Origin of the sequence: Labrenzia sp. THAF82 (genome assembly GCF_009363435.1) — a bacterium.
Lineage (GTDB): Bacteria > Pseudomonadota > Alphaproteobacteria > Rhizobiales > Stappiaceae > Roseibium > Roseibium porphyridii.
The window spans coordinates 6,015,286-6,027,924 of record NZ_CP045354.1 but is presented as its reverse complement, the minus strand read 5'-3'; the positions used below and the strand labels follow the sequence as shown (position 1 = coordinate 6,027,924).

Below are 12,639 nucleotides of genomic sequence, written 5' to 3'. Positions count from 1 at the left end.
TCAGGACGTAACCGACATATGCTGAAGCACACACCCGGTTGAGCCGGTATGCTGCGGAACACTTGGGAGGAACGCCAATGTCTTTCGGCAAGGGGCTTTCACGGAAGCCGTCCCAGCCAAAAGGGCGTCAGTTGGAAGATGCGGCCTTAAGCGAAGTCCAGGCATTGCTGGGCGACGAACCGCGCCGCGCCGATCTGCTCATCGAGCACCTTCACAAAATTCAGGATGCTTATGGCTGCCTGGAAGCCCGACATTTGCGTGCATTGGCAGAAGAAATGCGGCTCTCACAGGCCGAGGTCTATGAAGTCGCCAGTTTCTATCATCATTTCGACATCGTTCGCGAAGGCGAAACCAAACCCGCCGCGTTGACCATTCGCGTCTGCGACAGCGTTGCATGCTCGCTAAAGGGTGCAGACGCACTTGCTGGCGTTCTTGAGAGTGGACTGGATCCGTCAAAGGTCCGCGTGCAAAAAGTTCCGTGCATCGGCCGTTGTGCTGGGGCTCCTGCTGTTCAGGTCGGCAAGCGTGCCGTTGACAATGCCACCGAGATTTCAGTCCGTTCGATCCTGTTCGAAGGTGAAACGTCTCCTGAAATGCCTGACTATATCGGCCTTGAGGAATACCGTGCAAACGGTGGTTACAAACTGCTGGACCGTGTTCGGGCAGGTGACCTCGACGCTGCTGCCATTGCCGACAAGGCGCTCGAAGCGGGTCTCCGTGGGCTCGGCGGCGCCGGTTTTCCAACGGGTACAAAATGGAAAATCGTCAACGATCTGCCCGGACCGAAATATCTGACGATCAATGGTGATGAGGGCGAACCGGGCACGTTCAAGGATCGTCATCATCTTGAACGGGATCCTCATCGCCTTCTGGAAGGGGCCCTGATTGCTGCCCACGCAATTTCTGCGGATCGCGTCTATCTCTATATGCGCGATGAATACCCGGCAGTTCTTGAAATCCTGAAGACCGAAATTTCCGCACTGAACGATGCTGGCGTCATCACGACAATCGGGATCGAATTGCGACGTGGTGCCGGTGCATATATTTGCGGCGAAGAAAGCGCGATGATCGAGTCCATTGAAGGCAAGCGGGGCCTTCCGCGCCATCGCCCACCTTTCATCGCGCAGGTCGGCCTCTTTGGTCGGCCCACATTGAACCATAACGTCGAGACGCTCTATTGGATCCGGGACATTATCGAAAAAGGACCTGACTGGTTTGCATCGCAGGGGCGGCGGGACAAAAAGGGTTTCCGCTCCTTCTCGGTCTCTGGCCGGGTTCGCGATCCGGGGGTCAAGCTCGCGCCTGCCGGTATCACGATGAACGAACTGCTGGAAGAGTTCTGCGGTGGCATGGATGAAGGGCATGTCTTCAAGGGATATCTGCCGGGTGGTGCTTCGGGTGGTATTCTGCCGGCATCGCTTGCCGATGAATCACTGGATTTCGGAACTCTCGACAAGCACGGCTGTTTTATCGGAAGTCATGCTATCGTTGTCTTCTCCGATCAGGACGATATGCGCGACGTGGCGCTGAATCTGATGCGCTTCTTCAAGCACGAGAGCTGTGGTCAGTGTACGCCGTGCCGCTCCGGAACCGAGAAGATGGAGCAACTGCTTTCGGATGGCGATTGGGACAAAGGCAAGATTGCGGACCTTGATGAAGTCATGCGCACTGCATCGATCTGCGGTCTCGGTCAGGCGGCCAGCAATCCGGTCGCGTCGGTGCTTAAATTCTTCCCTGAGGAGTTTGACAAATGAGCCAGGTCACATTCTCTCTCGACGGCAAGACTGTAACAGCGGAAGACGGTGAAACCATCTGGCAGGTTGCCAAGCGTGAAGGCGTCGCCATCCCGCATCTGTGCCACAAGGATGCGCCGGGCTATCGCTCCGACGGCAATTGCCGTGCATGCATGGTGGATATCGAAGGCGAACGGGTGCTTGCGGCGTCCTGTATCCGGACACCCGCAGAAGGCATGGTTGTCAACACTGAGACCGAGCGTGCTTCAAAGGCACGCGAAATGGTGTTTGAGCTACTTGCCTCTGATCAGCCAGGTCGCGACCACCATCCTGACCCGCAAAGTGATTTCTGGAAGTGGTCGGATGCCATCGGTGTTTCCACCGGCCGGTTCGCAGCCGGTTCCAAGCCGGATCAGGACGTTTCGCACCCCGCAATTGCAGTCAACCTCGACGCCTGTATCGCATGCAATCTGTGTGAAAGGGCCTGCCGTGAAGTTCAGGTCAATGATGTGATCGGGATGGCCGATCGCGGCTCTCACACGATGCCGGTATTCGATCTGGCCGACCCGATGGGCATCTCCACTTGTGTCGCCTGCGGAGAATGCGTCTCCGCTTGTCCCACCGGGGCATTGATGGAAAAAAGCCTCCTGGACGAGACGGCAACCAAACGTGAGATTTTCGCGGAAGAAACGATCGACAGTGTCTGTCCGTTCTGCGGTGTCGGTTGCCTGACTTCGGTTTCGGTTGCCGACGGCCGGATTGTCAGTGTTGAAGGTCGCAACGGGCCGGCCAACGAGAACAGGCTCTGCGTCAAGGGTCGTTTCGGCTTTGACTATGTCTCCAGCCCGGAGCGACTTACCAAGCCGCTTATCCGCCGGGACGATGCGCCCAAGCGCGGCGACATTTCCATGACACTTGAAAATCATCTTGATTTCTTCCGTGAAGCAACCTGGGAAGAAGCGCTTGAAAAGGCCGCCGGTGGTCTGAAGGCGAGTTTCGAGGCCAAAGGCGGTGCAGGTGTTGCCGGTTTTGGGTCCGCCAAGGGCTCAAACGAAGAAGCTTACCTGTTCCAGAAATTGATCCGCCAAGGCTTTCAAACCAACAACGTTGACCATTGCACGCGCCTTTGCCACGCATCATCGGTGGCAGCGCTCATGGAAGGGATCGGGTCCGGTGCGGTTACGGCACCTTTCAATGCCGCGGAAGATGCCGATTGCATGATCGTCATCGGTGCCAGACCGGAGCAGAACCATCCGGTTGCCGCAACCTATATCAAGCAAGCCGCCAAAAAGGGCACGAAACTCATCGTCATGGACCCACGTGGCCAGGGTCTCATGCGACACGCTGACTATGGTTTGAAATTCAAGCCGGGCACGGATGTCGCGATGCTGAACGCAATCCTCAACGTGATCATCTCGGAGGAGCTCTATGACAGCCAGTATATCGCGGCTCATGTTGACGGCTTCGAAACGTTGAAGGAAAAAATCCGAGACTTCACGCCCGAGGCTATGGAGCCTGTCTGCGGTATCGGGGCTGATACTCTTCGCGAAGTCGCGCGCCTTTATGCGACCAGCGCCAAATCGATCATCTACTGGGGAATGGGCGTTTCGCAGCATGTTCACGGCACGGACAACGTCCGTTGCCTGATTGCCATGGCGCTGACAACTGGACAGATCGGCCGGCCCGGAACCGGCTTGCATCCCTTGCGCGGACAGAACAATGTTCAAGGTGCCTCCGATGCTGGCCTGATCCCGATGGTTTTCCCGGATTACCGGTCTGTTGAGAGCGCAGATATCCGGTCGGAATTCGAAGACGCTTGGGGGCGCACGCTGGATCCCGTGAGGGGCCTGACGGTCGTTGAAATCATGAATGACATTCTCTCTGGCGGCATCGAGGCGATGTATATCCAGGGTGAAAATCCGGCAATGTCGGATCCCGATCAAAGCCACGCCCGCAAGGCGCTTGCGAGCCTGACGCATCTGGTGGTTCAGGACATTTTCCTGACCGAAACAGCCTGGCATGCAGATGTCATTTTGCCTGCATCTGCGCATGCGGAAAAACTTGGCACCTATACCAACACCAACCGCCAGGTTCAGATTGGCAGACCTTGTGTTCCAATGCCTGGTGAAGCGCGTGAAGACTGGACTATCCTGATCGACATAGCCAATCGGCTTGGGCTTGACTGGTCCTACGACGGAGTTCCGGCGATCTATGAGGAAATGCGTTCGCACATGGCCTCTCTCAAAAATATTTCCTGGGAGCGGCTGGAACGTGAAGGCACGGTGACCTACCCCGCAGATGCGTCTGATGTGCCTGGCAACGAAATCCTGTTCGGACAGTCTTTCCCAACGGCTGACGGACGCGGAAAAATTGTTCCGACAGATTTGGTGCCACCGGACGAGTTACCCGATGACGATTTCCCTTTGGTGCTGACCACAGGCCGAATGCTGGAACATTGGCACACGGGTGCCATGACCCGGCGGGCAGCGGTTCTCGACGCAATCGAGCCGGAGCCCGTGGTGTCCATGAACCCCCGCGACATCAAACTTGCGGGATTGGATATTGGGCAACAGGTAACGGTCGAGACGCGTCGGGGCGCGATCACGCTGACTTTGCGGGCTGATCGGGACGTTTCGGCAGGGATGTTGTTCGTGCCATTCTGTTTCTTTGAAGCACCGGCCAACTTCCTGACTAATCCGCAGCTTGACCCGTTCGGAAAAATTCCCGAATTCAAATTCTGCGCGGCACGCATCGGTCCGGCACAACAGCAAGAAGCTGCCGAATAGCGGTTCCCAAACACCCGAGTCTCATAGGCTAGAACCATGCGAGCGGGGCTGACGAGTTGCCGCGAATTTTAAATTTCAGCGGAAGGGTTTGCGAACAGAGCGCTGTGGGCAGACTTTGGAGCCTCCATGAGCAGGCCGAAAAGGTTTTGCCATTGAAACGAATTCTGGATGAAAAAGGGCGGCCATTTGGCCGCCCTTTGTGTGTCAGTGGAATGTCGTCCGCTCAATTCGCGGTGACAGTGACATTCAGGAGATCCGGGATCGTTTGAGGTGCGGCCATGCTGCCGAGAATTTGCGCGAGCGGCACCGGATTGGCCGGAACGAGCGTGACCTTCAACTCACCCGGGTTCTCAAGGAACTTGGAGACCGCTTCGCTCACCATGTTCGTGAAGGCTTCGTTCTGGATCGGTCTCGTCGCTTCGGTGGCCTGAGCAACCAGGGCCTCGCGGAAGACGTTTTCCGGAATGCCTTCAGCATCCGCAATATGCTTCAGACCCTTGGCCGTAATGCCGGCATCGTTGATTACAAGCGAAGCATCAACGAACTGCGCCGTGATCGCTGCCATCTGACCCTGACCTTCCGGATCTTCAAACAAGGCTTTCGGGACGTTTGCAAAACGAGCCGATGCTTCGGCTCTCCCGACACCTTCAATGTTCACCATCAGGCGCTCCAGGCGCAGCTCAAGAGTGGATTCGTCCCAGTAGAGCCGGGTTTCATCAGACCAGACAATCTCTTCAAGCCCGAGCGCCCGAAGCATGTCTTCAACGTCCTTGTCATCGACGGCGCTGATCGGGGCGCGGATACCGTCGCTCTTAAAGAAGAGGCTTGTCGGGATCGGCGGCACCGTTGTGGACGCTTTGAACTCGGTTTTGCCAATCTGAATACGCCCTTCGTCAGGAACGTTGACATCCAAGCCCTGCACTTCATAACCGAATGAGCGCGGCATGAAGGCGCGGGCAACTTCCAGCGGATTGTTTTCGCCGTAGCTCGGGTCGGCCATCAGTGTGCTGATCATGGCTTTCATCGGCGTGTATTCGGCAAACTCGATATCGCCGATCGCAGCCCAGTCGAGTTTGACAGAAGCGCCTTCCGGCAGCTCTGGGGCATCCACTCCGACAATCATCATCTCGCCAATGCCATCGGAATTGACGTTGGTCATCGCCATTTCCTTGATATTGACATCAAAGCCGCCATCCGTGTCCGGCGAAGGCACATTCAGGGAGACGCCGCTGACACGGGCATCGGAAATGCCGAATGAGCGATAAAGCTGAAACACGCTGGTGATGATCTTTTCAGGAGAAGGTTCCTTGGTGTCCAGCAGCTCGTCAAAAACGGCGAGGAAATCATGGTCGCGCTTGGTGACCGTCATTTCGCCCATGGTGGCGCTCTCGACATTCATCTTGAGCGTCATCCCCGGGAGAATTTCCTGGGTGTTTTCGTAGTCAACGGCAGACCCTGAACCGATCATGACAATTTCGTCGCCGGTCACAGGAACATCCGGGTCAAAAAGATCAACGAACGCGGCCGCGTCGATGTTTTCGTAGATGGTTTTGCCCTGGCTGGTGGTCTGGTTGACCATGTTGCCAGATCCGGGTTCGAGCGTCTGCAGGTTCTGTGTGACCTTGTCGATGGAATAGGACCCGATGAAGCCGTCTTTGGCATCGGCCATGACGTATCCATCCATCTGCATGGTGCCGGTGACCACAGGCGTTTCCTGACCGTCCTCGATAGCGTAAGCCTCGAAGGTCATGGCTGTGCTGTCGACCTTGACTTCCTCATATGAGGTCAGAACGGTGGCCTTGAGGAACGGCAGCCAGCGGCTTGCCTGGCGCTTGGGATCTTCAGCCGGAATTTCCGGCATATTGAAGCTGTAGCCGGTCGCGGATATTCCCGCCATGCGGCCTTCTGCACGCAGGCGGCCTTCCCCTTCCACCGAACCGGTGACGATCAGAACACTGTCATCGGAATAGGTCCAGGTGTCGGCGGAGAAAGCACCGGCATCATGTGTCAGACCGGTAATGGTGACGGTGCCCGACTCCATGGATAGTGAATATTCTAGGTCCTGGGTCGTGGTGTCGTCGCCGTCGTCCGACGGCAAATCGGAAATTGTGCCTGCAAAAACAAGTTTGCTGTCGGTCAGGGTCAGCGTGTCACTGCCCTCGTCGTAGTTGACGGATCCGTTTTCAACGTCAAGACCCAGCGCTGACAACCCCGCGACATATGCGTTGAAGGCGGCTATTCCGTTGTCCTGCGCCAAGGCAGGCCCCGTCACCAGAGCCATAGCCGTGGTGAGGCATAGGATCTGAGCGCGGGCTCGGAGGGAAGAGCGTGAAGACGGAAGCGTAGTTTGTGAAATCAATGTTTTGGCTCCAAATCGGATGATCGGAAATGACCGGGAAAGAGATGGTCAGACCCGATATAGGGAGACGTCCATGGCCATTCCATGACTATGAACCATTCTCTTGCCGAGGTCGAATCAAGTCCGGCTGTATCAGCGGCTTATCTCTGCCATTCCTGGCGAACGGTTTCATCGGTTTCCGAGGAAAGAGCCTTCGATTTCAGGCTATCCACAAGGTGATCTTGGCCGAGCCGGCGAAACGCCCAGACCGCAGCACCTCTGACAACCGGATCCGGGTCGTCCAGAAGAGTCATAGTGATTTGAACGAGATCCGGTGTCTTAGAGTTTCCTGCCGCGATCAGGACATTTCTTAGGAAACGGTTCCGTCCGATCCGCTTTATCGGCGAGCCGGAAAACAATTTGCGGAACGCGCCGTCGTCCAATTCGAGGAGGTCGGCCAGCCGCGGGCTCTTGAGATCATTTCGCGCCACGAGCTTGGCTTCTCTGGCGGTGTCGGCGAACTTGTTCCAGGGACAAGCGGCCAAGCAGTCATCGCAGCCATAGATACGGTTGCCCATGGCTTCGCGGAATTCATGCGGTATGGGGCCTGCGTGCTCGATGGTCAGATACGAGATGCAGCGCCGGGCATCAAGCTGGTAAGGCGCGGGGAAGGCATCGGTCGGACAGCTGTCGAGACAAGCCCTGCATGACCCGCAGTGATCGATCTCCGCGCCATCGGGTGGCAAGTCAAGCGTTGTGAAGATCGAACCGAGAAAGAACCAGGACCCGAGTTCGCGCGAGACCAGATTGGTGTGTTTGCCTTGCCAGCCGAGGCCCGCGGCCTGACCGAGCGGCTTCTCCATCACCGGGGCCGTATCGACGAATACCTTGACATCTCCACCGGCTCTGGAGACGAGAAAACTTGCAAGCTCCTTCAGGCGTCCCTTGATGACGTCATGATAATCGCGATGCCTGGCATAAACCGAGATGCCACCTTTAGTGGGATCTTCCAGATGCGCCAATGGATGGCTTTCCGGTGCGCCGTCCGGGCTGTAGTTCATGGCCAGCATGATGACCGAATTCACATCAGACCAAAGCGCAGGTGGTGCTGCACGGCGATCCGCCGTGTCGGCCATCCATGTCATGGTGCCGTGAAAATCATTCTTCAAAAAACGGCGCAGTCTTTCTCCGGCTTCGGGAATGCTGTCGGCAGCAGTTATTTTCACGGCATCGAAACCGAGCTGGTCTGCCTTTTCCCTGAAAGCAGTCAGAACTTTATGTGTTTTTGCGTCCAAACCAAACGAACTGCCGGTCTAAAAATCCAGGTCCGCGTAGGTAGGGGCAGGCGGCATGCCGAGCACCTTTTCGCCGAGGAGTGGCCGCATGCTGGGGCGGGATTTGACCCGCGCATACCAGGACTTGATGTCCTCCTCGTCGCCCCACGGGACTTCTCCGAGATAATCGGCGCAGGAAAGCCCCGCAGCAAGTGCAAAATCGGCAAAGGTCAAACGGTCACCGGCGATCCAGCGGCGGGAGGCAACCAGATAGCCGAAATACCTCAAATGATGATTGATGTTTGCGCGCGCCACCCGAAGCGCCGCTGAATCGGGCTCACCGCCGCCGGCTGATTTCGGCATGATCTGCTTGTAGATACGTTCGCGCACAAAATGGCCGACAACCTCAGCATCGAGTTTGGTAAGGCTCCATTCCACCAGCCGTCTGGTTTCAGCTCTGGCTTCGGGATGGTCAGGCATCAGGCGCTTGTCGGCAACCGCATATCCCCGGGTCTCGTCGAGATATTCCATGATCGGTCCCGGACCACAGATCGCGGGGCCTTCATTTTCCACCAGAACCGGAACGGTACCGGCGGCATTCAGCATCAAGAGCTCCTGTGGCCTGTCCCATGGATCAACGTGATGCTCCTCGAAGGCTGCTCCGTATTCGGCCAGGATAAGCCGCACAAATCGGGACGACGGCGAGAAAGGGTGATGATAGAGCGTAAGCATTAAAGCGTTTAGAGCCTGAACTGTGGCAAGACTAGGGTGCAGACCCTGAGCCCGAAGGGAAATTCGCGTTAACGTCCAGTTTGCCCGGATATGGTTATCAAGGATTTGACGGCACGAAATTGCTCCGGCAAACAGGCCGCATTGAATAGCAATCTGAGTCGCGAGACATACCCGCTCGGGCCGGAATGTAGCAAGCCATTTGGAGACCTGTGACAAAATGGATGGCCAAACGATTGTCAGCGCTCTCATTCTGGGGATTGTCGAGGGGCTGACAGAGTTCATTCCTGTCTCGTCCACTGGTCATATCCTGTTGCTTGGGCACTTTCTTGGGTTCGAAAGCACGGGCAAGACCTTCGAGGTTTTGATCCAGTTGGGCGCGATTCTGGCCATATTGTCAGTCTATTTCGCTCGTTTGTGGAACCTGGCAATCACATTGCCGAGCGATCCGACAAGCCGCCGCTTCGTGTTTGGTATTCTGGTTGCGTTTCTTCCCGCCGCCGTCATCGGGGTTATGCTGCATAGCTTCATCAAGGAGGTGTTGTTCGAAACACCCGCCCTGATTTGTGCGACTTTGCTGATTGGCGGGGTCATCCTTCTGTGGATCGACAGATTGCCTTTGTCTCCGCGCTACACCAATGTCATGGACTACCCGTTGTCGCTTTGCCTCAAGATCGGCTTCTGCCAGTGCCTCGCCATGGTGCCGGGCGTTTCGCGCTCGGGTGCCACAATCGCCGGCGCATTGCTGATGGGAACCGACAAGAGATCAGCTGCAGAGTTTTCTTTCTTTCTCGCCATGCCGACCATGGCCGGTGCATTCACCTATGATCTTTACAAGAACCGGAATGTGCTCTCGATGGATGATGCGGTGATCATCACGATCGGGTTCGTTGCCTCGTTCATCGCCGGGGTTTTTGTGGTGAAGGGTCTTCTGGACTTTGTATCCCGGCACGGTTTTGCTCCGTTCGCCTGGTGGCGTATCGGGGTTGGTATCGCCGGTTTTGCAGGGCTTTATTTCCTAGGCTGATTTATCCAGCGGCGACCGTTCATAGAGCGACTTGAGCGCGCTGAGTTCCTCGGCCATCTCCCGCCGCAGATTTTTCGGACCAAGCAATTCAGCACCAGGTCCCAGCCAGCGGACCAACGGCAGGATCCGCGCGCGCTCGGTGGAAGGTATGCTGATCAGCACTCTGCCGTCCTCTGCGGGTGTAAAGATCGCATGCCGGTAATACCAGTCGGCACTGAGTTTGCGGGCCTGGTGCGGGGTGATCAGGATCTTGGCGATGTCTTCCTCTTTCTCCCATCGACGCATGGCCTGCGATAGCCAGGCACCGCCCGTAAGGCTCTTGATGGAGAAATCCTTGTCTGGCCGAAAGTAGAGCCCACTGACTTCCAGCGAACGTACTCTGTCCGCCCGGTAGACCTTCAACAGGTCCGTGTCGACACAGCGACCGGCCAGGTACCAAAGATCACGGTCGAACATGACGCCAAAGGGTTCGACGTCATGCGACTTGACGGTTCGTCTGGACGGATTGACGTGTTCAAATCGCACGCGCTTGCTGTCCAGAATACCTGCCATGAAGCCGTCCAGCGCGGTTTGCCAGTCTTCAGTCGGTTCCGCCTTGGTTCCGGAATGAAAAATATCGGGTGGTATAGGTTCGATGCCGACGATCCTGTCGGCGTCCTTGAGAAGGCCGTGCACGGATTTGGGCAGCGACGCGAGCAGTTTCTTTTCCGCAGCGCCAAGTTCGGCAGCAAGAGGTACAGTGCGGCTCGAGCGCACAAGGGCCATGGCAGCCAGCAGGGCCGCCGTTTCATTGCGTGTCAACGCCACCGGCGGCTGAAGATAGCCGCTCGCAAGGCGGTAACCGCCTTCCGCTCCACGTTCTGCATCGACCGGGACACCGAGGGCAATCAGCCTGTCGATGTCACGATAGATTGTGCGCAGCGAAACCTGAAAGCGTTCGGCAAGCGCGGTGGCAGGGACAAGTTTGCCTCCGGTTAGCAACAGCAAAATGCCGAGCGCACGTTCGATTGGGTTCATGGATTGAGGTCCTGATCCAGGCTGGAAAAATGAATCTCAAAAAAATGATAACCTGAGAACAGAACGGGATCAAACCTGACTCGCTGTTGTCAGGATTGCTTTGGCATTCTCCTCTCGTCCCCGGAAAGCGGGGCTTCCAGATCCCTTAGGAGAAGTGAGATGAGTCTTGAGATCGATACCGTTTTTCGCAGCCGTGCGCATAGCCGCGGTCTTCTGCTTTCCGCCCTTCGTGTATTTGTTGCTGAGTTCAACAGCTATTTCCGCCGCAGAGCAACTCACAAAGCTCTGTCACATCTGAACCATGATGAACTGCGGGACATTGGCCTTGTGCGCACGACAACCGGGTATCGCGAATTGCACCACGACCGCTTGGGCGCGGAATTCTGGAACTAATGATGAAGTCGGCGGCTGACCTTGAGTTTCAGCCGCCGGACCTTCTGGTAAGCGCCTTGATTTCAGGTTTGTTCCAGGCAAGGAACATGACAGCCAGGGCAAGGATGGCGGCGATGATGACGCCGTAGAAAGGCAAGTCCAGGTCGAGCCCGATCAGTTCTCCACCGATCAGGGAGATGACGCCAGCGACCAATGTGAACACGGCTATTGTAACGCCCATCACCCAGCCTTGCTCTTCGTCACCGACCGCAGCCGAATAAAGCCCGAGAAATGTCGGGTAGGCGATCCCAAACACAAAATAGAAACAGAACACCGGAATGAAGGTAAGTATGGCCACCGGAGACGCAACGAATGCCGCCGCCGAAAGGGCCCAGACAGTAAAGGTGATCCCCAAGATCGCTTCTTTGCTAAGCCGCTTTTGTGCCGGCACAACAAGAAACGTGCTGGAAAAGGCAAGGGCTGCCCCGATTGTCAGCATCACCATGGAGCCGCCAAGGGTGCCATAGCCAAAGCGGCTGGTCAGGTAGTTGTCGACAAAAATATAGAAGGAGAGGTTGGCAATGTGAAAGAAGAAGAACACAAAGGTCAGCCGCATCACCTTCGGATATTTGGTGATTTGCCACAACAGCTCGAATATTTCAGCCGGGCGGAACACGAATGGCTGTTTTTCGGCAACAGCATCTTCCTTGTCCTCAAAGCCGAAGATCACCAGAAATATTGCAATCGCCACCAGTCCGAAGCAGGCATAAAATGGCAGTTTGATGCTGGCAATGCTGCCAATCAGGATAGGGTCGGATAGAAAGCCGCCGATCAATGGGCCACCAACCAGACCGAAGCTGACGCCCGTGATGATGTAGCCCATGTTGCGGTTTCGGTCTTCGTCATCGACGCTGCCGTCGATCATCGCCGCCTGGGCAATGGGCTGATTGCCTGCCGTCAAACCGGTGATGGCACGGCCGAGAATGAGCAGCAGAAAACTGTTGAGGTAGAGGGCGATGATTGTCAGGGCGTAGCCGCCAAGCGCACCGAACAGACAGATCAGAATGGCATTCTTCCGACCAATCACATCTGAGAGCTTTGAGATGTATGGTGCGCCGAAAAACCAGCACAGAAAAAAGACGCCGATGATCAGGCCGTAGTTGAAATGACGGACCGCATCCGACGTGTCCTTCGGCAACATCGAGGTCGACGGTTCCATGATCAGGCTGTTGATGATCGGAAACACCAGGCCCTGACCGAGAAGGTCTACGAAAACAACGAAAAGCAAAGTGACTTTGGTAAGAAATGACACAATGGGCGCCTCCCAACTGGTCACAAGCCTAAGACATGCGCAAATACGCGG

At 56.3% G+C, this 12,639-nt stretch carries 9 protein-coding genes; 4 read left to right on the top strand and 5 right to left on the bottom strand.

Annotated elements, in window-relative coordinates:
- Nucleotides 1-77 precede the first annotated feature (77 nt).
- Both FIV00_RS27690 and fdhF read left to right on the top strand, forming a co-directional pair.
- On the top strand, nt 78-1,754 hold the full coding sequence (locus FIV00_RS27690; protein WP_152503726.1) for an NAD(P)H-dependent oxidoreductase subunit E: 1,677 nt from the start codon (nt 78-80) through the stop codon (nt 1,752-1,754).
- Nucleotides 1,751-4,519 carry a formate dehydrogenase subunit alpha gene (gene fdhF, locus FIV00_RS27685; RefSeq protein ID WP_152503725.1) on the top strand — a complete coding sequence of 923 codons (2,769 nt, stop codon included), beginning with the start codon at nt 1,751-1,753 and terminating at the stop codon, nt 4,517-4,519. The genes FIV00_RS27690 and fdhF overlap by 4 nt, the downstream gene beginning before the upstream one ends.
- Nucleotides 4,520-4,742: 223 nt before the next feature.
- On the opposite strand, the gene FIV00_RS27680 is transcribed toward fdhF, so the two are convergent.
- From FIV00_RS27680 to FIV00_RS27670, 3 genes are all read right to left on the bottom strand, one after another.
- Entirely contained in the window at nt 4,743-6,878 is a 2,136-nt protein-coding gene (locus tag FIV00_RS27680; protein WP_152503724.1) for a hypothetical protein, read from the bottom strand.
- 140 nt (nt 6,879-7,018) lie between these two features.
- Complete coding sequence (queG, locus tag FIV00_RS27675; RefSeq protein WP_152503723.1) at nt 7,019-8,152, bottom strand: tRNA epoxyqueuosine(34) reductase QueG; 1,134 nt, start codon at nt 8,150-8,152, stop codon at nt 7,019-7,021.
- 18 nt (nt 8,153-8,170) lie between these two features.
- The gene (locus FIV00_RS27670) at nt 8,171-8,863 is read right to left on the bottom strand and encodes a glutathione S-transferase family protein (protein ID WP_152503722.1); all 693 of its coding nucleotides are present in this window, start codon (nt 8,861-8,863) and stop codon (nt 8,171-8,173) included.
- 217 nt (nt 8,864-9,080) lie between these two features.
- Between FIV00_RS27670 and FIV00_RS27665 the strand changes: the two genes are divergently transcribed.
- Nucleotides 9,081-9,887, top strand: coding sequence for an undecaprenyl-diphosphate phosphatase (locus FIV00_RS27665; RefSeq protein ID WP_152503721.1), 807 nt, complete (start codon nt 9,081-9,083; stop codon nt 9,885-9,887).
- Here the strand turns inward: FIV00_RS27665 and FIV00_RS27660 are convergent.
- A complete protein-coding gene (locus FIV00_RS27660; protein ID WP_152503720.1) occupies nt 9,879-10,904 on the bottom strand; it encodes a YafY family protein in 1,026 nt (341 codons plus the stop codon). The two genes, FIV00_RS27665 and FIV00_RS27660, sit on opposite strands and share 9 nt — an antisense overlap.
- Nucleotides 10,905-11,063: 159 nt before the next feature.
- Here FIV00_RS27660 and FIV00_RS27655 point away from each other — a divergent pair, with 159 nt between their 5' ends.
- Nucleotides 11,064-11,297: a DUF1127 domain-containing protein gene (locus FIV00_RS27655; RefSeq protein WP_152503719.1), complete on the top strand. Its 234-nt coding sequence runs from the start codon at nt 11,064-11,066 to the stop codon at nt 11,295-11,297.
- A gap of 28 nt (nt 11,298-11,325) precedes the next feature.
- Here FIV00_RS27655 and FIV00_RS27650 read toward each other — a convergent pair whose 3' ends face one another.
- Entirely contained in the window at nt 11,326-12,588 is a 1,263-nt protein-coding gene (locus tag FIV00_RS27650; protein ID WP_152503718.1) for an MFS transporter, read from the bottom strand.
- Nucleotides 12,589-12,639: the final 51 nt, after the last annotated feature.

Coding starts and splice junctions, on each gene's coding strand:
- FIV00_RS27655 (WP_152503719.1), top strand. CDS start 11,064: ATGAGTCTTGAGATCGATACCGTTTTTCGCAGCCGTGCGCATAGCCGC.
- FIV00_RS27690 (WP_152503726.1), top strand. CDS start 78: ATGTCTTTCGGCAAGGGGCTTTCACGGAAGCCGTCCCAGCCAAAAGGG.
- FIV00_RS27665 (WP_152503721.1), top strand. CDS start 9,081: ATGGATGGCCAAACGATTGTCAGCGCTCTCATTCTGGGGATTGTCGAG.
- FIV00_RS27660 (WP_152503720.1), bottom strand. CDS start 10,904: ATGAACCCAATCGAACGTGCGCTCGGCATTTTGCTGTTGCTAACCGGA.
- FIV00_RS27670 (WP_152503722.1), bottom strand. CDS start 8,863: ATGCTTACGCTCTATCATCACCCTTTCTCGCCGTCGTCCCGATTTGTG.
- fdhF (WP_152503725.1), top strand. CDS start 1,751: ATGAGCCAGGTCACATTCTCTCTCGACGGCAAGACTGTAACAGCGGAA.